The organism is Microvirga puerhi (genome assembly GCF_020089865.1).
GTDB lineage: Bacteria > Pseudomonadota > Alphaproteobacteria > Rhizobiales > Beijerinckiaceae > Microvirga > Microvirga puerhi.
This window is the reverse complement of sequence record NZ_JAIRBM010000003.1, coordinates 204,154-226,135: the sequence shown is the minus strand read 5'-3', so window position 1 is coordinate 226,135 and position 21,982 is coordinate 204,154. Positions and strand designations below refer to the sequence as shown.

The window sequence follows — 21,982 nt, the reverse complement described above, 5'->3', positions numbered from 1 at the left end:
AAAGATCAGCTCCAATCAAACCATAGCGTGCCCTACCATGCGCATCCTCGGCATTGAGACGACCTGCGACGAAACGGCCGCCGCTGTGGTCGGCATCGGATTCGACGGACGTGGAGAAATCCTGTCGAACGAGGTCCTGAGCCAGATCGCCGAGCACGCCCGTTATGGCGGCGTGGTTCCCGAGATCGCAGCCCGCGCCCATGTGGAGGTCATCGACCGCCTCGTCGCCCGCGCCCTCAAGAACGCCAACTGCACCATCAACGACATCGACGGCATCGCCGCCGCGGCCGGCCCCGGCCTCATCGGCGGCGTGCTGGTCGGACTGACCACCGCGAAGGCGATCTCGCTGGTGACCCGCAAGCCGCTCATGGCCGTCAACCACCTGGAGGCCCATGCGCTGACCGCGCGCCTGACCGATGGCATCGGATTTCCCTTCCTGCTCCTTCTTGCCTCGGGCGGCCATACGCAGCTTGTCGCCGTGCGGGGCGTCGGCGATTACGTGCGGCTCGGCACCACCATCGACGACGCCATCGGCGAAGCCTTCGACAAGGTAGCGAAGCTCCTCGGCCTTCCCTATCCAGGCGGCCCGCATGTGGAACAGGAAGCGGCCCGCGGCAACCCGGAACGCTTCGCCCTGCCCCGCCCGATGATCGGCAGGCCCGAGCCGAACTTTTCGCTCTCCGGCCTCAAGACAGCCGTCAGGCTCGAGGCCGAACGTATCGCGCCCCTCACCCAGAGTGACGTGGCCGATCTCTGCGCCAGCTTCCAGGCCGCCATCGTCGACACGGTGGTCGACCGAACCCGGGTGGGCCTGCGCGCCTTCCGCGACATCGCCGGCCATCCGACCGCCCTCGTGGTGGCGGGCGGCGTTGCCGCGAACCAAGCGATGCGGCAGGCCCTGCAGCGGCTCGCGGTGGAAACCGGTTTGCGTCTCGTCGCGCCGCCCCTTTCCTTATGCGGCGACAACGGCGCCATGATTGCCTGGGCCGGTCTCGAGCGCATGCGGCTTGGCCTGATCGACGATATTTCGGCCCCGGCTCGCGCCCGCTGGCCCCTGGATTCGAGCCGCGACGAAGCGGGAGCGAAGGCATGACGCTGCCCTGCCCCACCGAGATTCGCACCGAACGCCTCATCCTGCGCCGCTGGCGCGAGGAGGATCGGCACGCTTTCGCGAAGCTCAATGCCGATCCGCATGTGATGCGCTTCTTCCCTGACATACGCAGCCGTGAGGAAAGCGACCGGTCGGCGCAATGGCTGGACGACCGCTTCGACCTCGACGGATTCGGTCCCTGGGCGGTCGAAGCCCCCGGCGTTGCGGATTTCATCGGCTTCGTCGGTGTCTGGCGGTTCGAACAGCCGATGCCCTTCGCCACCGACGTGGAGATCGGCTGGCGCCTTGATCGGCCCTATTGGGGCAAAGGCTATGCGGTGGAGGCCGCCAACGCCGCCTTGGCGGACGTTTTCCGGCGAACAGAGTTTCCTGAGATCGTCGCCTTCACGGCGACACAGAACGAGCCGTCGCGCCGGGTCATGGACAAGCTTGGCATGATCTACGATCCGACGGCCGATTTCCTGCATCCGAGTGTGGCCGAGGGCCATCCGCTGCGCCTGCACGTTCTCTACCGCCTCTCCCGGCCGGCCTTCCTCGCCGCCGCTCAATCGTAAAATCGGGACGCTCTCATGGGAACGATCGGCATCGCCGGAGCCGGAGCCTGGGGAACGGCCCTGGCCAATGTGGCGGGGCTCGGTGGCCATGATGTGATCCTGTGGACGCGAAGCCCGGAACAGGCAAAGACCCTGGCCGCAACGCGGATCAACGAACGGCTTCTTCCCGGGATCCTCCTTCATGACCGGATCCGGCCCACATCCGACCTTCACGATCTTGTGGCGACCGACTTCGTCCTTCTCGTCACGCCCGCGCAGACGACACGGGAGATGACTGCGGCCCTGGCGACCGTACTGCCCCGCGAAACCGCGCTCGTCCTCTGCGCCAAGGGAATCGAGCGCGAAACCGGCATGCTGCTCACCGACGTGGCCGAGGATGTCCGGCCCGGCAGCCCGGTCGCCGCTCTCTCGGGACCCAGCTTCGCCGATGACGTCGCCCGCGGGCTGCCCACCGCCGTGACCCTGGCCTGCCGGAATCCGGCGCTTGCCGAGGACATCGCTACCGCCCTATCGGGGCCGACCTTCAGGGTCTATCACCGCACCGACCTGCGCGGCGTCGAGATCGGCGGCGCGGCCAAGAACGTGCTTGCCATCGCCTGCGGAGCGGTGGCGGGGCGCGGCCTCGGCGAGAGTGCCAAGGCTGCCCTCATCGCCCGCGGCTTCGCCGAACTCCTGCGCTTCGCCCGCGCCTATGGCGGCGAGGCAGAGACGCTGATGGGGCTATCGGGGCTTGGCGACCTCGTCCTGACCTGCTCCACGGCGCAGTCCCGCAATTTCGCGTTCGGCCAGCGCCTCGGCGAGGGCCTGTCGCCCGAAGAGGCGGCGGGCGGCAAATTGGTGGAGGGCGCGACGACGGCCCGCGCCCTGGTGGCACTCGCCCGCGCCAGGGGCGTCGACATGCCGATCGCCGAGGCGGTGGAGCGCGTGCTGAGCGGCACCTCCACCATCGATCAGGCAGTCGATGCCCTGATGAACAGACCAATCAAATCCGAGCATTGAGGAAACCGCCATGGCGCATTGGCTCTACAAGTCCGAACCCTCCGTCTGGTCCTGGGACCACCAAGTTGCGGAAGGCGCGAAGGGCACGTTCTGGAACGGAGTGCGCAACCACGTCGCCAAGCAGAACCTGATGGCGATGAAAAAGGGCGAGCGGGGCTTCTTCTACCATTCCAACGAGGGCAAGGCGGTCGTCGGCATCGTCGAGGTGATCAAGGAATATTACCCGGATCATACGGACGAGACGGGCAAGTTCGGCATGGTCGACATCAAAGCCGTGAAGCCGCTCAAGCGCCCGGTCACGCTCGACGAGATCAAGGCCGAGCCGAAACTCAAGGACATGATCCTCGTCAATAATTCCCGCCTGTCCGTTCAACCGGTGACGGACACGGAATGGGGCCTCATCTGCAAGATGGGTGGACTTTAACGGAAACGGCCGTCAGCGACCAAAGTCCGAGTCCCGCATGCTTGCCCGCGGCCTCGGTCTTTCCGTAAAGCTAGGATAAGAAGGCAGGGAGTCTGGGAGAAGCGCCATGCAAGAGAAGATCTACGACGTATCGCCCGAATGGAGCCGCCGCGCCTATGTGGACGAGGCCGGCTATCGGGCCAAATACGTCGCCTCCATCAAGGATCCGACCGCCTTCTGGGCGGAGGAAGCCGAGCGCATTCACTGGTTCCGCGAGCCGACCCGAATCAAGAATACCAATTTCGGCCCCGGCGAAGTCTCGATCCGCTGGTTCGAGGACGGCGTCACCAACGTCGCCTATAACTGCATAGACCGGCATCTCGAGACCCGGGGTGATCAGGTCGCGATCATTTGGGAAGGCGACGACCCATCGGAATCGAAGAAGATCACCTATCGCGAATTGCATGACGAAGTGTGCCGGATGGCCAATGTCATGCGCAACCGCGGCGTCACGAAGGGTGACAGGGTCACCATCTACATGCCGATGATCCCGGAGGCGGCCTATGCGATGCTTGCCTGCGCCAGGCTCGGCGCCATCCATTCCGTGGTATTCGGCGGCTTCTCCCCTGATTCCCTCGCTGGCCGCATCGAGGACGCGAAATCCGCCTTCGTCGTGACCGCAGACGAAGGTCTGCGCGGCGGACGAAAGGTTCCGCTAAAGGAGAACGTCGACGCTGCCATCGCTCGCGTCGGTGGTGTCGACCACGTGCTCGTGGTGCGCCGCACCGGCTCGCCGGTGAATATGGTTCCGGGCCGCGACGTCTATTACGACGAAGCCGCGGAAATGGTGACCGCCGATTGCCCGGTCGAGGAGATGAACGCGGAGGATCCGCTCTTCATCCTCTACACCTCGGGTTCGACCGGAAAGCCGAAAGGCGTGCTGCACACGACGGGCGGCTACCTGGTCTGGGCCGGCATGACCCACCAATACGTCTTCGACTATCATGACGGCGACATCTACTGGTGCACGGCGGATGTGGGCTGGGTGACGGGCCACACCTACATCCTCTACGGTCCCCTCTCGAACGGCGCGACGACGCTGATGTTCGAGGGCGTGCCGACCTTTCCGTCGATCTCCCGCTTCTGGGAGGTGATCGACAAGCACAATGTCAACATCTTCTACACCGCCCCGACCGCCATCCGCTCCCTGATGCAGGCGGGCGAGGAGCCGGTGAAGAAGACCTCGCGCAAGTCCCTGCGCCTCTTGGGCTCCGTGGGCGAACCGATCAATCCGGAAGCCTGGGAATGGTATCACCGGGTCGTCGGCGACGGCCGCTGCCCGATCGTCGATACCTGGTGGCAGACCGAAACCGGTGGCATCCTCATCTCGCCGCTGCCCGGCGCGATCCCGCAAAAGCCGGGCTCGGCCACCCTCCCCTTCTTCGGGGTGAAGCCCGAAGTGGTGGATTCGGAGGGGAAGGTCCTAGAGGGGGCGACCGAGGGCAATCTCGTCATCGCCGATTCCTGGCCAGGCCAGATGCGCACGGTCTACGGCGACCACGAGCGCTTCGTGCAGACCTACTTCTCCACCTATCCGGGCAAGTATTTCACCGGTGACGGCTGCCGCCGCGACGCGGACGGCTATTACTGGATCACCGGCCGCGTCGACGACGTGATCAACGTCTCCGGCCACCGCATGGGCACGGCGGAGGTGGAATCCGCCCTCGTGGCCCATCCCAAGGTCTCGGAGGCGGCGGTCGTCGGCTATCCGCACGACATCAAGGGCCAGGGCATCTACGCCTATGTCACCCTCATGGCGGGCGAGCAGCCATCGGAGGACCTGCGCAAGGAGCTGGTGGCCTGGGTCCGCAAGGAGATCGGCCCCATTGCCTCGCCGGACCTGATCCAGTTCGCGCCGGGCCTGCCCAAGACCCGTTCCGGCAAGATCATGCGCCGCATCCTGCGCAAGATCGCCGAGGACGAATACGGCAATCTCGGCGACACCTCGACGCTCGCCGATCCGACCGTCGTCGACGACCTGGTGACGAACCGCCAGAACAAGCGCACGCAGGCGGCGTAGCATGGCAGCACTTCTCTCCCCCTTATGGGGAGGGAAGTGCGTCACACCTCAACCGTCATTCCGGGGCCGCGTCAGCGGATCCCGGAACCCATGGCCGCTGACATTTCGAGATATGGCGCAACGGCTGATGCTGCGCCTTATCCACGAATTTCAGTGTTTATGGGTTCCGGGCCCGCCCTTTGGACCGTCCCGGAATGACGCTGCGCCTCAGTGCCGGAAGTGTCGGTAGCCGGTAAACACCATTGCGAGGCCTGCCTCGTCGGCGGCGCGGATCACTTCCTCGTCGCGCATCGACCCGCCCGGCTGGATGACGGCCGTAGCGCCGGCCTCGGCGGCGGCGAGAAGCCCATCCGCGAACGGGAAGAAGGCGTCGGAGGCAACCACGGAACCCTTGGCCAGCGTCTCCGAAAGTCCCGCGGCCTTCGCGGCTTCCGCAGCCTTCCACGCAGCGATGCGGGAGGAATCGACGCGGCTCATCTGGCCCGCTCCGATGCCGACCGTCGCGCCGTCCTTGGCATAGACGATGGCGTTGGATTTCACGTGCTTGGCGACGCGGAATGCGAAGCGCATGTCGTCGAGCTCGCGCTGGGTCGGGGCGCGCTTTGTCACCACTTTCAGATCCATGGCGTCGACGACGGCGTTGTCACGGTTCTGAGCGAGGAAACCGCCCGCCACCGTGCGCAGGGTCAGGCCTTCCTGGCGTGGATCGGGCAGGCCGCCGGCAAGCAGAAGTCGCAGGTTCTTCTTGGCTGCCACGATGGCGATCGCCTCCTCCGATGCGTCGGGCGCGATGATCACCTCAGTGAAGATCTCGACGATGGCCTTCGCGGCCTCCTCGTCGAGCGGCCGGTTCATCGCCACGATGCCGCCGAAGGCCGAGACCGGATCGCAGCGCAGAGCCTTCTCATAGGCCTCTCGCAGAGTGGTGCCCTCCGCGACGCCGCAAGGATTGGCGTGCTTGACGATCACGATCGCAGCCGAGCGCTCCGGCGCGAATTCCGCCACTGCCTCGTAGGCCGCGTCCGTGTCGTTGATGTTGTTGTAGGAGAGCTGCTTACCCTGCACCTGACGGGCGGTGGAGACGCCCGGACGGCTCTCCGGCGTCCGGTAGAACGCCGCCGATTGATGCGGGTTCTCGCCGTAGCGCAGCACTTCCGCGATCGTGCCGCCGAGCGCCCGATAAGGCGGCGTCTCTTCCCCGATCTCCGTTGCGAACCAGTTCGAGATCGCCGCATCGTAAGCGGCCGTGCGGGCATAGGCCTTCTGCGCCAGGCGGCGGCGTAAGGTGAAGGTCACCGCGCCGTCATGGGCCGCAAGATCGTCCAGAACCGCCTTGTAGTCGGTGCCGTCCACGACGACGGCGACATCGCCGTGGTTCTTCGCGGCCGCACGGATCATGGCCGGTCCACCGATATCGATATTCTCGATGCAATCGTCGTAAGGACGGCCCGCCGCCACGGTCGCCTCGAAGGGATAGAGATTCACCACCAGCAGATCGATCGGCTGGATCCCGTGCGCCAACATCGCGGCCTGATGCTCAGGATTCTCGCGGATCGCGAGAAGGCCGCCGTGAACCGCCGGGTGCAGGGTCTTCACGCGTCCGTCCATCATCTCGGGAAAGCCGGTCAGATCGCTCACGTCCTGAACGGAAAGGCCGGCATCCTGCAGAGTCTTCTTCGTACCGCCCGTGGAAACCAGCGCGACGCCGCGCTCCACGAGCGCGCGGGCAAATTCCACCAGTCCGGCCTTGTCGGAAACGGACAGAAGAGCGCGGGTGACGCGCTTGAGATCGCTCGGCATGGGCAGCCGCTCCATTCAGGCACTTTCAGGCAGGAACATGGGGCCTGCGCGTGAAAATGCGACCACGAAAAGGCAAGAGCCGGCTTCGCCGGAGGCGTTGCCAGCTCTGCCCGAGGATGTGGGGCGCGATAGCACGGCCGGGCCAGGATGAAAACCGCAGCCTCTGCTCGAATTTCAGGCCTGGTCCGAGACGGGCTCGGCAGCCTGTGGGGGCGTGGGATTGAAGCTGCGCGCCAATCGCTCGAAGCGCCAGCGGACGGAGGGCGTCTCGCTCGGGCGGAAGGCCAGAACGATCTGCTCCGTCCGGCGCATGCCGTCGGGCACTGCTAGGAAGATGCTGTCTTCCACATAGGCCTCACCGGGACTCGCGGAAAACTGCCACGCCTCGCGGTTCGGCAGCACAAGCATGACGACTCGCCCGCCCTGCGCGCGGCTAGCCCGGATTCCCGGGGCGAGATGAAAGCGGATAATCGCCTCGCGCGACGTCGAGCTTCCCTCACCCCAGAACAGATCCTCCCCCTCCAGCCGGTCGCCGGTGGAGGAAAGCTGGATCCGCCGCTCGTGCGTGAGCCCGAAGCGGCGCACATAGCCGTCGTGGCTGGCATGGAGCGTCTGCACGTGGTCGCGCTCGCCGCGCTCTGCTGCAACGCGCTGCGGACCGGCAACGACGACCGGCCCGACCCGGTGCAGGAGAAAGCGCGCCGCGATCCGGTCGAGCCAATTGCCGCGCACGCTCGCGATCTGACAGGACGACATATCGTCGATGGACGCGGTGGAATGGGCGACCGTCGAACGGGACGCCTGGAGAATCGCATCGTTGGCGATGCGGGGCGTGCCGCAATTGACAACGATGCGCTGCGCTCCGCTGGAAAATTCGAAGGACAGGCAGCCTGCGCAAGCCTCCGTCGAGAGGGCTGGTACGGGCGGCGCGCCCACATCGGCCACGAGAAGAGAGGAGCCCGCCTCCATGCGCTCGTAGCCGGATCGGGCCGCATGGTGGATCGGCTGGCTGCGCATGTCGTCATAGGTCAGGAGCGTCGCCAGATGATCGGCTGCCGTGACGCCCATGCCGTTGAAGTGGGACAGCGTGCCGTCCCCATGCCGGAACAGGCGCACCATCGGCAGCATGCGATCGATGGCATTGAGCAGCGCTTCCGGCGTATCCACCTCGCGGCTCGCGAACATCTGGCGCAGAGGCAGGAGATCGAACAGAAGATCGACGAGAATGCGTGGATTGCGGCTGGCATGCCCGCCATCGGCCAGGACCTGCCGGTCGAGCTCACGCACCAGAAGTCGGGTGGCGCGACGCAGGGTCTTGTCGAGCCCCTCGCAGCAAAGCCCCGCATAGCAGAGCGCGATCGCCGCCATGAGCTGCTGCTGCGGCAGAGCTCCGGCGCGGACATGACGCTCCAGATCGCGCACGGCACCGCCGATGATCTTGAGGAAACGCTGATAGAAGCCGTGATCCGCCCCTTCGAGAATAAGCGGAGACTGGCTGATGAAGGCGATCAGCCGCCGCGCCATTACTTGCGTGTCGTTGGCGAGCTGCCGGTCACCGAGCCGGGACGATACGAACTCGTCGACCAGGGAGCGCGCATTGGCCTGTGCGAGCGCCGTCCCGGCCGCCCGCAGGTGCCGCAGCCAGCCGAAGCCATAGAGAGCTTCCGCCCAGGCGCGGCTCGGAGGCACGAAGCCGAAGGGCGAGCGGCCGCCGGTTGTGATGGCCCGCCCGGCAAAGGCGAAGAATCCGGAATAGATGTCGGTGGCGATGGTCGGATCCGCGGTGCGCAGATCCTGCGGCGCAAACAGAAGGCGTGTCGGCGTCGGCGTTCCCACGAAGACCTTCGAGGCACCCCAGACCATGGCCTCGCGCATGGCTCTGCCTGCCTCGCGGAAGGCGAGGCCATAAAGACGCCAGCGGTCCGGCCCCCAATCCACGCCCGGCGCTCCTCTCGTTTAGGTCACGTTAACGATCGCTCAGAGAAGAAATGCTCGTCGTTAGGTTAATATTGGGTAACCGGGAACCATCGACGGCACGGTCTTTGGAGGGATGCGCGCGAAATTGCGCGATCCGCACACACTTCCGTTACATTATCCTCAACGGCGCCTTAACGATCGGTCCGCAGGCGCGCTCATTCCCGTCGCATCACCCTGCGGAGCGCTTCACGAAACGTGCCGCGAAGAATCCATCGAGACCTCCACGGTCGCTTGTCGGGCTGATCAGGTGGAACGGCAGCGTCCGCAGGTCTCCCTGCTCCGTCACACACTCATCGAGATTGCCGATCTCGGCCGCCTCGATCGGAAGGCGAACAAACTCCGGATGACGGGCGAGGAAATGGGCTGCTTGCTGTTCGCCTTCCTCGGCTTCGAGGGAACAGGTGCAATAGACTAACCGTCCCCCATCCTTGAGAAGCTGTGCCGCCTTGTCCAGGAGCCGTGACTGGAGACCGGCGAGCTTCTCAATATCTTCGTTGGACTTGGTCCAGGCCACGTCCGGATGGCGCCGGATGGTGCCGGTCGCCGAACAGGGCGCATCGAGCAGGATGCCGTCGAAGGGCGGCCCTTCGAGCTTTTCGGCATCGATGGCGAGGGTCTGCGCCTTCAGACCGAGCCGATCGAGATTCTCCTCCAAGCGCTTCAGGCGCCGAGCGGAGCGGTCGACAGCCAGAACATCGGCGCCGGCGAAAGCCAGCTGTGCGGTCTTGCCGCCAGGAGCGGCGCAAAAATCGGCGATGCGCTCGCCCGGTTGCGGCCGAAGCAGGCGAGCCGGCAGCGCCGCGGCCGCATCCTGCACCCACCATTCCCCCTCCGCATAGCCGGGAAGGTCGCGGATCGCCGTGCGCTCGGTCAGCCGCACGCTGCCGGTCGGCAGGACGAGGCCATCGACGCGTTCAGCCCACAGGGATGCGTCCCCCTTCACAGTCAAATCCACGGACGCGGTCGTGCGATGCGCCTCCGCGATGCGGGCGGCAATTGCCTCTCCATATTGGCCGCTCCACCGTTTTGCCAACCAATCCGGCGTGTCGAGCCACGGATCCTGCGCGGCGAGAATCGCGTCGCGCTCGCGCGCCACGCGCCGCAGCACCGCATTGATCAGCCCGTCCGCGTGCCTGAGGCGGTGATCGCCCTGCGCGAGCTGCACGGCGGTATCGACGGCCGCGTGATCCGGCACGTCGAGGAACAGGATCTGCGCGGCGCCGATGGCCAGAAGATGCAGGAGCCGCTCGTCGCGGGTGCCCTTGCTCAGCCGCTCGCGCAGCGCCCAGCCGAGCGTGCCGAGACGCCGAAAGGTCACGATGGCGATGGCTCTTGCCAGAGCCTCGTCCCGAGAAGACAGGCGCTCCTCAGCGGCAAGCTCCTCCAGCACATCATCGAGGGGGACACGCCGTTTCAAGGTCTCGTTGACGGCCCTCCAGGCGAGGCGCCGCGGGCCGAGTCCGGTCTGCCGATCGCTCGAATCCATCGCGCTCAACCCCAGGGTCCTCGGCGGGTGTCCCTGTTCCACGGACTCGCCGAGGCATTGCCAGTAAAGCTTCCAGGCGCCGGGGCCGTCGGCCCCATCTCACGCGCCAGAGCCTGGAGAGCAGCGATGCGGTTCTCCGTCGCCGGATGTGTCGAGAAAAGATTGTCCATGCCTCGGCCTGAAAGCGGGTTGATGATGAAGAGCGGCGCGGTCGCGGGATGGTGCTCCGCATCCATGTTGGGGACTTGGGCCACGCCGCCGGCGATCTTGGCCAGCGCGGAGGCCAGCGCCATCGGCTGGCCCACGATCATCGCACCATCCCGGTCGGCATCATATTCCCGCGAGCGGCTGATCGCCATCTGCAGGATCATGGCGGCAAGAGGCGCTATCAGGGCAGTGAGCAGCATCACGATGGCGTTCGGCCGATCGTTGCCGCGGCCGCCGAACAGGAAGCCGAACTGCGCGAGGCTCGCGATGGCGCCGGCAACCGTGGCGCTGACCGTCATGATGAGGGTGTCGCGGTTCTTGATATGGGCGAGCTCATGGGCCACGACGCCCGCCGCTTCGTCCGGAGTCAGCATGCTGAGAAGACCCGTGGTGACGGCAACCGCGGCGTTCTCCGGATTGCGGCCGGTGGCGAAGGCGTTCGGCTGCGGATTCTCGACCACATAGACCCGCGGCATGGGGAGCCCGGCCCGCTGGGCGAGGTCGCGCACCATGCGCACGAGATCGGGCGCCGTCCGCTCGTCGACCTCGACGGCGTGATGGGCCGCCAGCGCGAGGCGGTCGGAATTCCAATAGGCATACAGATTCGTCGCGACGGCCAAGCCCAGGGCGATCAGCATGCCGGTTCCGCCGCCGAGCATGTAGCCGACGACACCGAACAGGGCTGTCAGGGCCGCCAGCAGCAGGCCGGTCTTGACGGTGTTCATTGTAGTCTCCACGTCCTCAGGATCAGGAAGGACCTCAAGGCATCCCCTTCACGCATATCATGTGGGGTCGCCCCGGACGGCTCCCAAGGCCTCGCCGGCGGCGCAAACAATCGGTATCAGGACGCTCATGAGCACGAACGACATCCCAGACACAAGCCACAATGTCCGCCCCGATGGGGCAGCGCCCGGCAAAACCCTCTCTCCCGCCGCCGAGCGGGCCTTGCGCGAAGCGGAGGAGCGCCGGCGCGCCATCGATGCGAAAGCGGCCGATCTCACCAAGCAGAAGGAGTTTCGCGGCCGTGGCGGCCTCGAGCCGGTCCGCTACGAGGACTGGGAGGTGAAGGGGCTCGCCACCGACTTCTAAAAAATCTTTCGCCCCCGATGTCACATTCGGCAGGGCTGTCTCGTCTTTACTCCGTCAGCTTGAATGTCCAAGGAGAAGATGACGATGAAACCCCGTTTGAACCTCTACAAGGTGGGAGGCGACTCTCTCAAGGCGATGCTGGATCTCGAGCAGCATGTGCAGAAGAGCGGCCTCGAGCAAAGCCTGATCGAACTCGTGAAGACCCGGGCTTCCCAGATCAACGGCTGCGCCTTCTGCATCCACATGCATACCCGGGACGCGCGGGCGCATGGGGAAACCGAGGAGCGCCTCTATCTGCTCGACGCCTGGCGCGAATCGCCCCTCTACAGTGACCGGGAACGGGCAGCGCTCGCCTGGACGGAGGCTCTGACGCTCGTTTCCCAGACCCATGCGCCGGACGCCGATTACGAGCTGCTCGCTGCTCATTTCACCGAGGAGGAGCAGGTGAAGCTCACTCTCCTGATTTCGACCATCAATGCCTGGAACCGTTTCGCCATCGGCTTCCGGTCCATTCATCCGGTCGGGTCCGACCGTGCCGCTGCGTGACATGGACGCCATGGCGGATCCGTTCGGGGCCTACCGGCCCCGGCTGATCCGCCTCGCCTACCGCATGCTCGGCTCCATGAGCGAGGCGGAGGATATCGTTCAGGAGGCCTATATCCGCTGGCATGGGACCGACCGTGCCGCTATCCGCGAGCCGGGCGCCTTCCTGTCGCGCATGGTCACACGGCTCTGCCTCGATCATCTCAAGTCGGCGCGCGTGCGGCGCGAGACCTATATCGGTTCCTGGCTTCCCGAGCCGGTGGTCGAATCGGCCCTGGATCCCGATGGCGAGGACGACCTGTCGCTCACCCTCATGATGGCGCTCGAGCGGTTGTCCCCGCTCGAACGGGCCGCCTTCCTGCTGCATGACGTCTTCGGCATGGACTTCGAGCAGGTCGCCACCACGCTCGATCGGGATCCGGCTGCCTGCCGCCAACTGGCGGCGCGGGCCCGCAAGCATGTACGGGATGCCCGGCCGCGTTTCACCGTCTCATCGGACGAGGGTCGTCGCATCACGGATGCCTTCTTTACGGCCTCCCGCACCGGCGACCTCGCGACGCTCCAAAACCTGCTGGCCGAGAACGTCGTCGCCTATTCGGACGGCGGCGGCATTCGAAAAGCATTTCTCAATCCGCTCCTCGGCATCCGCAGGGTGGCTGGTTTCTTCGCGGGCGCCGCCCGCAAGTGGGACAGCGACATCCCGTCCGTCGTCTATCGGGGCCTTATCGACGGCCTGCCCGGCGTGATCACCCGCGAGAGCGACGGAGAGCTACAGAGTCTCGCCCTGCAGATCGAGAACGGCCTCGTGACGGCGATCTACATCGTCCGCAACCCCGAGAAGCTCCGGCACGTCGCGGCGAGCGCCGGCCTTTCCGAACACTGAGAGGCCCTTCAGGTCAAAGGAACGATTGTCCGGCTTGCATGGCCCCGTTACGGTACTCCCCCAAACGGGGAGGGATGATGAGCGGAACCCAACGGCTGGAGACCATCCGGAGCCTTCTGACCGACGCCCATCGGGCGCTCGAACTGACGTTCGGCTTCGAGCTGTGGGACGGATCGGCCGTGCCGGCCGACCTGCCGCCCTATGCCATGCGCCTCGTGATCCGCCACGAGAGCGTCGTGGCCGCTCTCCTGCGCCGCCCGGCGCTCGACACCGTCGTCAATGCCCACGTGGCAGGGCTCCTTGACCTCAAGAACGGCACGATTTTCGATTTGGCGGATCAGCGCCCCCAGGGCAAGATCGGCCGGCGCCTGAGGCGTGTGAGCAAGATCAAGGCGCTGAAGGCCGCCTACCAGTTCTGGCGCGCGCCCGCCGACATGCCTCGCCCCCTCGACGTCGTGAAGGAAAAGCCCGGCGCGCGCGACGGACGGCCCGAGACCAACAAGGGCAACATCGCCTACCACTACGACGTGTCGAATGCCTTCTACCGGCTCTTTCTCGATCCGGAGATGGTTTATACTTGCGCCTATTTCCAGCCGGATTGGCACGACGACCTCGCCAAGGCGCAGGTCGACAAGCTCGACATGATCTGCCGCAAGCTGCGGCTCAAACCCGGTGAGCGCCTGCTCGACATCGGCTGCGGCTGGGGGGCGCTCATCTGCCATGCGGCGCAGCATTACGGCGTCAAGGCGACCGGCGTCACGCTCGCCGAGGAGCAGGCCGCCCTCGCCCGAGAGAAGATCGCACGGCTCGGGCTACAGGACCGGGTCGAGGTAATCCTGAAAGACTTTACCCAGATGGAAGGGGAGTTCGACAAGATCTCGTCCATCGGCATGTTCGAACATGTGGGGATCGCCAATCATCCCACCTATTATCGCACCGTGCATCGCCTCCTGCGGCCACGCGGTCTCTACCTCCATCACTGCATCGCGCGCCGGGCCAAGCGCTCGGACAAAGCCTTCGGACGGTTGAAGCCGGAAGCCAAGGCGATCATGCGCTACATCTTCCCCGGTGCGGAACTCGACCATCTTGGCATGTCTGTCGCCAATCTCGAACGCTACGGTTTCGAGGTGCACGACGTGGAAACCTGGCGAGAGCATTATCAGCGCACGACGCGGCTGTGGTGGGAAAACCTCAACGCCCGCCGCGCCGCGGCGGAGGCGGAGGTAGGGCCGGAGAAGACGCGCACATGGCTGCTCTATCTTGCCGGCGTCTCGCTGGGATTCGGGCGCGGCGTCATCGGCGTTAACCAGACGCTTGCCTCCAAGCGCACCAAGGGCCCGGCCAATCTGCCGCCGACGCGGGCGGATCTTTACGCGCCTTGAGGCATGAGTGTCGCCATATCGGCGCTATAGATGCGAGCAGCGCGAAGCGCTCCGCAAGCAGCAGATCTGAATGACAGACGCAGGCCGGAGTCGACCTGCGCCTCGGTTAGGATCAGAGCCGCATCATGCCTTTCTCTGGCCTATCGCTGTGACGGCAAGACACAATTGCTCGAACAGAACCTGCGCACCCGCATGCGCGGTATTGGAGGTAGCGTCATACTGAGGGGCGACTTCAACGACATCGCCGCCGACCATGTTGACCCCGTTGAGTCCTCTCAGCAGTTCGAGAACCTCCCGAGGCTGGAGACCACCGACCTCCGGTGTCCCGGTTCCGGGCGCAAAGCCGGGGTCCAAACTGTCGATGTCGAAGGAGATGTAAGTCGGCCCATCTCCTACCACCCTCCGCGCTTCCTCAATGATGCGCCCGATCCCCATATGCGGAACTTCCTCAGCATGGATCACGGTCATCCCGGATGCCCTGGAGAACTCCCACAGATACTCAGCACCCCCGCGGATCCCGATCTGGATCGTGCGTTCAGGATCGAGCGTTCCCTCGAGAACGGCCTGTCTGAACGGACCGCCATGATGGAACTTCGAGCCCTCGTAGCTGCCGCCGGTGTCACAATGCGCGTCGATGTGGATCATCCCGACAGGGCGCTCCTTTCCGACGGCCGACAGAATTGCGCGGCTGATCGAATGGTCGCCGCCAACGGAGAGAGGCAGTACACCGGCAGACACCACTATGCGATAGAAGTCCTCGATGTCCTGGTGGCAGGATTCAAGGTTGAATCGGCTGCGGAAAGGAACATCCCCCACGTCAGCCACCTTGCAATCGGCCATGGGCGTCATGCGCAGGACGTGATTGTACGGGCCGACACGCTCGATCGCCCTCACGGCACGCGGCCCGAGCCGAGCACCCGCCCGGTTCGTCACGCCAAGATCCATGGGGACGCCGATGAGAGCGATATCGAGCTCCGCCAGATATCCTGCCGAGGCCACCGGCTTGAAAGGAGCATCGAGAAAGGTCGCCGGATCGGCGAAGGGCCATTTACGACGATCGCTCTCCGAGAACTGCAGACTGGCGGCTTTCCGGAAATCGGGATCGTCGATGTCGCCTCCGGAGGTGTCGGCGTAACGCGCCCGCAGGGCGGCAAGCTTTTCTGAATCGATCATTTTATTGTCTTCAGCGTTGCGTGGAATTGTTTTGCGCGGCCTCATGCCTCTCGAAATGATCGGCGATCTCGGCGCCGGTCGCGAACCAGACATCCTCGTAGCTGCGCACATGCGTCAGGAACTGATCGAGAATGCGGATCCGCATCGGCCGTCCGCTGACCTGCGGATGCATGACCATAGTCGTGACGCCGCCCCAGTCCCGGGTCTGTTCGAACTCATCCTTCCAGATGCCGAGCACATCCTCCCGGCCGAACAGAGCGCGGGAGCCGGAGCGATGGGTCATTCCGAAATTCCAGTCGTCGAAGCTGTAGTTGACGGGAATTTCGATGGGGCCAGCGCCCCGCGGCAGAACATGTCTGTAGGGCCGGATGTCATCGCGCCAGGAACTGGAATACTGGAAGCCACGGTCGGCGAGCAGTTCAAGGAATTCGGTATAGCTCTCGCCTCCGGGAGCGCGGTAGCCCTTCGGCACGATGCCGAGAACGCGCTTCAATGCCTCGAGGCCGCGATCAACTTCCTCCGCCATGACATCGATATTGCCCGGCTCGGGGCGAAGATGAAGATAGCCATGATGCGCCACCTCGTGGCCGCCGGCCAGGATGTCCTCGCACATCGCCGGATGCGCCTCGACGGTCCAACCCGTAATGAAGAACGTCGCCTTCACCTCGTGCCGGGCCAGGACTTCCAGGAGCTTGGGAACGCCCACCCGCGCTTCGTAACCGCCATATGACATGGTGACGAGGCGCTCGGTGTTCTTCGGATCCATGCCGATCCAGACTGATTCCGCATCGACATCGAAACCGACGAAGAGAGCGGTTTTCTTGTTGTCTGGCCAGGGAAACTCGGGCGATCGCGGCGCGAGGTTCGCGGGTTGTGGCTTAATGTTCTGCATGGCTTCACTTCTCATGACGGATTGTTGAGCAGGTTGGTCGATGGTAGAGGTTGATTCAACGACGGCATGTGCGTGTTGGAAGATGTGACACACCTCCGGTGTGTGAGGTTCAGACTCGAAGTTTCGGGTTGATGATGCGACTGACAGATGCTGATATTCACCTCCTGAGAGTCTTCTCGAGCGTCGTGCAATGCGGTGGCTTCTCGAAGGCTCAGGTGATCCTTCAAGTCAGCCAACCGACAATCTCCAATCAGATCGCCGCCCTGGAGCGGCGCCTCGGCTTTCGTCTGTGTGATCGCGGACGGGCGGGATTTCGGCTCACTCTGAAGGGCGAGGAGATTTACCGGTCGGCGCAACAACTGTTCTCCTCAATCGAGACATTCCAGAACGAGGCGACCGCTCTGCACCAGGTGCTGCTGGGCGAGCTTCGTCTCGGCATCATGGATGGCCTGTTCGACGAGAGCCCTCTCATCAGAGGGATCATCGGGACTTTCGCTCGACAGGCGCCCAATGTCCGCCTGAGCGTAACGAGTGCCGATCCGTCTCAACTCGAGCAGGCCCTCAACGAAAGCCGGCTTGATGTCGTTATCGGCGATCTCACCAAGCCGGAATTCTATTACGGACATCAGCTTTATACCGACGAGCACCGGCTATACGCCGCTCCGCAGCACTTCCTTTGCTCGAAAGAATCCCCCGGCCCAGAAGACATCCGCGGAGCGCGCTTCATCAGGCGAAGCTACTCCGATCTTCAGGAGACCCGCTGTCTCAGTGGCATCAATGCCGGGGCCGTCGTGAATACGACCGAGGCTGCGATCGCTCTGATCCTGACCGGCTCGTTTGTCGGCTTCCTTCCGGAATCCCGGGCCAGTCGGTTCGTTGCCATGTCCCGCATGGAGCCGATCGAAGCGACGGAGATGCGGTTCACGAGAAAGATCTCCATTTATCGTCGTCACAATCGGAAGATGTCCCGGCTCGTCCGAGCATTTCTCTCCTGCGTCGACGAAGCCAGGATAGCGTCCAATAGTGACACGACCACGATATCGACCTGATGGAGATCCTCAGCGTCGCCGACACATCCTCAGACGGTTTCCTCGTTCGCCGACGTGATCGTCAGGATCTGATCACCCTCGGTATAGTGCATCGCGTCCAGGTAGGTGAGGAAATCGTCTACGCCGTCGCCAATCAGTCGGCCGACGAGCGAGCCGTATTCCCGTCCGAGTTCCGAACGCAGTTCCGCCGCGTCGTAACCGATTTCGACGACGCCTTGATCCGGCCGTAGGGCAAGGTAGCCGGGATAGAGCGAGCACACTGCCGATTCCAGAGACTTCAGTTCACGGGCTCCAGGAAGATCGAAGGTGCTGCATCGTCCGGACCAGTTGCTGTGGCTTCGCAATTTCGTCGTTAGCGGCAATGCCGCTTCGAGAGTCTGCGCGGACAGTGGTGATTGTTCTGCAAAGAGCTCAGCGAAGACTGACTTCTCGCCGATTGAGATCTTGATCATTCCGGTTCTCTCAACGATTGATTTCGATAGGAATAGAGCCTCTGAAATCGGTTTCGGCGAAGGCTGCCAGCAGGGCATCGGTATTGTCGTCGACATAGCCGATCAACGAGCCGTATCCGTTGACGACGCGATGATGCAGGGGTTGATCCCGCTGCTGCGCGCGCCCATAACAGACGCTGAACATGCCCCGTTCTGGGCGGAAGACGACCTGCCCGCGCGAAACGATCGAGACCGGATTCTCGACAGCTTCGCACAGCCGGGCGAGCGGATCGATCTTCATGTAGACCTGCTGACCGCTCCAGCGCGCATGCCGCAATGGACCGAGAATGGGCAGCGCGTTCCAGAGGACTGCGATGTTCTTCGGTGCAACGTCGTCATACAGGATGGCAGAACCGGTGACGTCGCCGATTTTGAAGTGAAGCCGACGTTCCATTACCGGTCTCCGTTGATCGTCAGGGCGCCAGCACCTTGGCCGGCACGGGATACGTTTTCCAGATGGGCGGCAACCTCAGGCCCGAAATTGGTGATCCGGCCGAAAGGCGTCACGTAAGACGGGCCGATGGGACCGCGGAACTCGCCATGGCCGAAGGCGACGACGAACTCCACCGTAGAAGAATAGGATTGAGGCAACCGCGCCCAGACATCTGTTTGGTATGTCGAGTTACGGCGTTCGACCGGGCGAAGGCAGATGATTCCGGGATAGAGCGAGATCACCGGTTGTTCGACCTCACCGATCTCCAGAACGGGCCCGCTGTCGAGGGTGGCGTGTAAGACCGGACCGCACCAGCTCGAGCGGACGAAGTCGAGATCGATACGGCCGATTTCCTGCAGGGTGGCAACCGTCTTGGGAGCCCACTTGCCGAGGACATCGATATCGAATCTCTCGCCTGCAATCGTGATAGCATTCATCGTGTGTGTACTCGTTTTCTGTGGTGCCATGACAGGTGGGTGGCCGATCAATCCTCACCCTTGTCAATCGTGATCTCCGGCAGCATTTGCTCGGACAGCTTGTATTTCTCGATGATTCTCTTGTACTCGCCCTCGGAAGCGAGCTGGTCGAGTGCTGCCTTAACGGCATCACGCAGCTCGGCATTCTCGCGGGTGAAGGCAAAGCCGTAGAGCTGTTTGTAGAAAGGCTTTCCGATGGCGGCGAAGATGTTCTTCGGATCTTCCGCCCAATAGTTGATCTTCTCGGCTCCGATGGCGCCGGCAATGAGCCGACCCTGGCGGATCTGAAGCTGCGTATCGGGGAGCCCCTTCGTACCGAGGATGACCGGTTGGCTGTCCGCCGGGCAGTTCTTCTCGCCCCATTCCTTGATCAGCCGGAAGTATGTGGTGTGCTCAGGCGCACCAAGCGCCTTGCCGCACAGTTGCGCCGGCTCCTTGTAAATCGCCGCGTTTTCCTTGGTCGTGTAAAAGACCGGGCCAGTGGCGAGATAGTCGACGAACGTTAGCTTGCGGTGGCGACCGGGGATGTCATTGAAGTGCGAACCGATCATGTCGATGCGGCCGGAATCCAGCGCCGGACTCATGGAAGGCACATCCATTGTCTGGAGCTTGAGCTCAAGTCCCAGTTTCGCGGAAATGGCTTCGACCAGCTCGACGTTAAAGCCGGTCAGTTTGCCGCTCTTGATATCCTCGTATTCCATCGGAGGAGAATTCGTTTCCATGCCGACATTCCAGCTCTTTCGAGACTCGAACTGCTGTGGAAGCTTGATCGGCTCTTTAGCGAGAGCGGAGCTAGCTTGAAACGTAAGACCCGCAATCAACGCGCCGATGGCAAGGCCCGTCATCAATCGAAACTTCTGCATTTTTCCCTCTTCGTCGTCATCTCAGGACAGTCGAGATGAAATCCCTGGTGCGGTCGTTCTGCGGTGCGAACAAAACGGCCTCGGGATCGCCTTCCTCGGCGACCGCGCCTTTGTCCATGAAGACCACCTTGCTGGCGGCTTCCCGGGCGAACCCGAGTTCATGGGTCACCACGATCATGGTCATTCCGCTTTCGGCAAGAGAGCGCATGACTGTGAGAACTTCGGCAACGAGCTCCGGATCGAGCGCCGATGTCGGCTCGTCGAACAGCATGACATCCGGGTCCATGGCGAGCGCGCGAGCGATCGCGACACGCTGCTGCTGACCACCGGAGAGCTGAGACGGATAGGAGCCCGCCTTGTCGCGCAGGCCTACTTTCTCGAGCAGGGTCAATGCTCTTGCCTGTGCATCGCGACGCGACATCCCTTTTACCTGCATCGGCGCCTCGACGATGTTTTCGAGTGCGGTAAAATGGGGAAAGAGGTTGAAGCGCTGAAATACCATGCCGATCTTCGCGCGTTGCCTGACTACCTCGGCCGAGGTGAGCTGAACGAGACGGCCGCTCTGCTCTTTCCAGCCCTGGGGAACGCCATCGATCCAGATCAGCCCCTCCTCATTGCGCTCCAGTTGGTTGATGCAGCGGAGCAGCGTGCTCTTGCCAGAGCCTGATGGACCGATTAGGCAGACGATGTCTCCTTCGGCAACGTCGAGATTGATGTTGTTCAGGACCTGGACCGCGCCGAAGTACTTGCTCAGCGAGCGGATCACTATCTTAGGAGCGCCCATCATCATGCTCTTTGATCTTCGACATTGAGGGAAGTGACGGACTCGGTGCGTGAGAAGCCACGGCTCATGCGACGCTCAAGGAAGTACTGGCCGATCGTGAGAAGCGTGACGACGAGCAGGTACCAGAACGTCGCAACGATCAGCAGCTCAATGATGTAGTTGTTCACGTAGTAGATGCGCTGAGCCGCATTCAGAATCTCGGTATATTGGATAGCGCTGGCGAGGGACGTGGCCTTCACCATGCCAATGAACTCGTTGCCGACCGGTGGGATGATTGAGCGCAACGCCTGCGGGAGGATGATGCGTCTCATGGCCTGGTGACGGGTCATTCCGAGCGCGTCGGCCGCCTCTGCTTGTCCGGCGTCGACTGACAAAATTCCCGCGCGGATGACCTCGGCCGTATAGGCACTTTGGCAGATGCCCAGTCCCAGCAATGTGGCGACGAAGGGCGTCATCACCGTGACGGTGGAGATCTCAAATAGGCCTGGAATGACGATGACGGGAAAGATCAGTGCAAGGTTGAACCAAAGGAAGAGTTGCAGGAGCTGTGGGCTGCCGCGGAAGATCCACATGTAGAAGATGGCCGTATAGCGCGCGACGGGGTTCTCCGACATGCGCATCAGCGCGAAAATAAGCCCGAGTGCCAAGCCGACACCCATCGCCAGCGGTGCCATGATGATGGTCTGTAGCAACCCGCTCAAAATCGAGCGGGCGGTCAGAAATTCTCCCACGATCTCCCAATCGATCTTCCCATGCGCGAATGCACGGACAATCAGGACAAACAACGCGATCAGCACGACACCGCTGAGGTAGCGACCATAATGCGTTCGCTTAACACGCGGCAGACGCACCAAACTTTCTTTGACAACAGGGCGCCGGGCAGGCAACGCTGTCACCTTGGCTCCGTGAGTGGCATCCATCTACTTAGGCCCTCTAGGAAATTATGCTTTTGACTTTCTTGAGAACTATCCTGCATGTGACCAGACGGGGGTAAATACCCGGCCTGCAAATCGTAACATTGATGGATTTGAATGTATGATTCCGACGAGCCCGAGGGATCTGGAGCGGGTGATGAAGAAGTGCCGCCAACCGTTCAGCAATTGAGTTCGGATTACACTCTGGCCAGCTTCGCGGACGCTTGAGGCTCAGGGCCGTCATTTTGATCGCGCGGTGATCCTGGTTCATAGGACGCGCAAGGGTCAGGCGATGCAAGCCTGTCATACAGATCTATCGCGCCCACGGACCTTCGAACTGCTCAGCGGGAGCAGGCTTTAGTGGGCTTTCGATCTTCGGCACGGGTCAACCGC

General features: G+C 63.3%; 22 protein-coding genes. 10 read left to right on the top strand and 12 right to left on the bottom strand.

Annotated elements, in window-relative coordinates; translation table 11 throughout:
* The first annotated feature begins 37 nt into the window (after positions 1–37).
* The 5 genes from tsaD (at position 38) to acs (ending at position 5,147) form a co-directional block, all read left to right on the top strand.
* A complete protein-coding gene (gene tsaD, locus K9B37_RS05440; RefSeq protein ID WP_224311887.1) occupies positions 38–1,093 on the top strand; it encodes a tRNA (adenosine(37)-N6)-threonylcarbamoyltransferase complex transferase subunit TsaD in 1,056 nt (351 codons plus the stop codon).
* On the top strand, positions 1,090–1,665 hold the full coding sequence (locus tag K9B37_RS05435; protein WP_224311886.1) for a GNAT family N-acetyltransferase: 576 nt from the start codon (positions 1,090–1,092) through the stop codon (positions 1,663–1,665). Before tsaD ends, K9B37_RS05435 begins: the two co-directional genes overlap by 4 nt.
* 15 nt (positions 1,666–1,680) lie before the next feature.
* Complete coding sequence (locus tag K9B37_RS05430) at positions 1,681–2,664, top strand: NAD(P)H-dependent glycerol-3-phosphate dehydrogenase (protein ID WP_224311884.1); 984 nt, start codon at positions 1,681–1,683, stop codon at positions 2,662–2,664.
* Between the two features lie 10 nt (positions 2,665–2,674).
* Positions 2,675–3,088 carry an EVE domain-containing protein gene (locus K9B37_RS05425; protein ID WP_224311883.1) on the top strand — a complete coding sequence of 138 codons (414 nt, stop codon included), beginning with the start codon at positions 2,675–2,677 and terminating at the stop codon, positions 3,086–3,088.
* A 106-nt stretch (positions 3,089–3,194) separates the two neighbouring features.
* The gene (acs, locus tag K9B37_RS05420; protein ID WP_224311880.1) at positions 3,195–5,147 is read left to right on the top strand and encodes an acetate--CoA ligase; all 1,953 of its coding nucleotides are present in this window, start codon (positions 3,195–3,197) and stop codon (positions 5,145–5,147) included.
* Positions 5,148–5,354: 207 nt separating this feature from the next.
* On the opposite strand, the gene purH is transcribed toward acs, so the two are convergent.
* The 4 genes from purH to htpX form a co-directional block, all read right to left on the bottom strand.
* The gene (gene purH / locus K9B37_RS05415) at positions 5,355–6,947 is read right to left on the bottom strand and encodes a bifunctional phosphoribosylaminoimidazolecarboxamide formyltransferase/IMP cyclohydrolase (protein ID WP_224311878.1); all 1,593 of its coding nucleotides are present in this window, start codon (positions 6,945–6,947) and stop codon (positions 5,355–5,357) included.
* A gap of 174 nt (positions 6,948–7,121) precedes the next feature.
* A complete protein-coding gene (locus tag K9B37_RS05410; RefSeq protein WP_224311877.1) occupies positions 7,122–8,885 on the bottom strand; it encodes a heparinase II/III family protein in 1,764 nt (587 codons plus the stop codon).
* A gap of 208 nt (positions 8,886–9,093) precedes the next feature.
* Positions 9,094–10,410 (bottom strand): 16S rRNA (cytosine(967)-C(5))-methyltransferase RsmB, encoded by a 1,317-nt coding sequence (gene rsmB / locus K9B37_RS05405; protein WP_224311875.1) that lies wholly within the window; start codon positions 10,408–10,410, stop codon positions 9,094–9,096.
* Between the two features lie 5 nt (positions 10,411–10,415).
* The gene (gene htpX / locus K9B37_RS05400) at positions 10,416–11,342 is read right to left on the bottom strand and encodes a zinc metalloprotease HtpX (RefSeq protein WP_224311873.1); all 927 of its coding nucleotides are present in this window, start codon (positions 11,340–11,342) and stop codon (positions 10,416–10,418) included.
* Positions 11,343–11,469: 127 nt separating this feature from the next.
* Between htpX and K9B37_RS05395 the strand changes: the two genes are divergently transcribed.
* The 4 genes from K9B37_RS05395 to K9B37_RS05380 all read left to right on the top strand — a co-directional run bounded on the left by K9B37_RS05395 (position 11,470) and on the right by K9B37_RS05380 (position 14,514).
* Positions 11,470–11,706 carry a DUF1674 domain-containing protein gene (locus tag K9B37_RS05395; protein ID WP_224311872.1) on the top strand — a complete coding sequence of 79 codons (237 nt, stop codon included), beginning with the start codon at positions 11,470–11,472 and terminating at the stop codon, positions 11,704–11,706.
* An 84-nt stretch (positions 11,707–11,790) separates the two neighbouring features.
* Complete coding sequence (locus tag K9B37_RS05390) at positions 11,791–12,252, top strand: carboxymuconolactone decarboxylase family protein (RefSeq protein WP_224311870.1); 462 nt, start codon at positions 11,791–11,793, stop codon at positions 12,250–12,252.
* Position 12,253: 1 nt separating this feature from the next.
* Positions 12,254–13,132, top strand: a complete 879-nt coding sequence (locus tag K9B37_RS05385) for a sigma-70 family RNA polymerase sigma factor (protein ID WP_224312145.1) — start codon at positions 12,254–12,256, stop codon at positions 13,130–13,132.
* Between the two features lie 74 nt (positions 13,133–13,206).
* Entirely contained in the window at positions 13,207–14,514 is a 1,308-nt protein-coding gene (locus K9B37_RS05380) for a class I SAM-dependent methyltransferase (RefSeq protein WP_224311869.1), read from the top strand.
* Positions 14,515–14,637: 123 nt separating this feature from the next.
* Here K9B37_RS05380 and speB read toward each other — a convergent pair whose 3' ends face one another.
* Together speB and K9B37_RS05370 are read right to left on the bottom strand one after the other, a co-directional pair.
* Positions 14,638–15,687, bottom strand: a complete 1,050-nt coding sequence (gene speB / locus K9B37_RS05375) for an agmatinase (protein WP_224311867.1) — start codon at positions 15,685–15,687, stop codon at positions 14,638–14,640.
* Positions 15,688–15,697: 10 nt separating this feature from the next.
* Positions 15,698–16,579 (bottom strand): polysaccharide deacetylase family protein, encoded by an 882-nt coding sequence (locus K9B37_RS05370; RefSeq protein WP_224311865.1) that lies wholly within the window; start codon positions 16,577–16,579, stop codon positions 15,698–15,700.
* Between the two features lie 131 nt (positions 16,580–16,710).
* On the opposite strand from K9B37_RS05370, the gene K9B37_RS05365 reads away from it, so the two are divergent.
* Complete coding sequence (locus K9B37_RS05365) at positions 16,711–17,628, top strand: LysR family transcriptional regulator (RefSeq protein ID WP_224311863.1); 918 nt, start codon at positions 16,711–16,713, stop codon at positions 17,626–17,628.
* 29 nt (positions 17,629–17,657) lie between these two features.
* Here the strand turns inward: K9B37_RS05365 and K9B37_RS05360 are convergent, their stop codons facing one another.
* From K9B37_RS05360 to K9B37_RS05335, 6 genes are read right to left on the bottom strand one after another with little or no spacing between them, the layout of a single operon-like run.
* Positions 17,658–18,080, bottom strand: a complete 423-nt coding sequence (locus K9B37_RS05360) for a hypothetical protein (RefSeq protein WP_224311862.1) — start codon at positions 18,078–18,080, stop codon at positions 17,658–17,660.
* 10 nt (positions 18,081–18,090) lie between these two features.
* Complete coding sequence (locus K9B37_RS05355) at positions 18,091–18,513, bottom strand: DUF3830 family protein (RefSeq protein WP_224311860.1); 423 nt, start codon at positions 18,511–18,513, stop codon at positions 18,091–18,093.
* Positions 18,513–18,989 (bottom strand): hypothetical protein, encoded by a 477-nt coding sequence (locus K9B37_RS05350; RefSeq protein ID WP_224311859.1) that lies wholly within the window; start codon positions 18,987–18,989, stop codon positions 18,513–18,515. Before K9B37_RS05350 ends, K9B37_RS05355 begins: the two co-directional genes overlap by 1 nt.
* 47 nt (positions 18,990–19,036) lie before the next feature.
* Positions 19,037–19,891, bottom strand: coding sequence for a transporter substrate-binding domain-containing protein (locus tag K9B37_RS05345; RefSeq protein ID WP_224311857.1), 855 nt, complete (start codon positions 19,889–19,891; stop codon positions 19,037–19,039).
* A gap of 16 nt (positions 19,892–19,907) precedes the next feature.
* Positions 19,908–20,675 carry an amino acid ABC transporter ATP-binding protein gene (locus K9B37_RS05340; RefSeq protein WP_224312144.1) on the bottom strand — a complete coding sequence of 256 codons (768 nt, stop codon included), beginning with the start codon at positions 20,673–20,675 and terminating at the stop codon, positions 19,908–19,910.
* Between the two features lie 2 nt (positions 20,676–20,677).
* Entirely contained in the window at positions 20,678–21,595 is a 918-nt protein-coding gene (locus tag K9B37_RS05335; protein WP_439651685.1) for an amino acid ABC transporter permease, read from the bottom strand.
* Between the last annotated feature and the right edge of the window lie 387 nt (positions 21,596–21,982).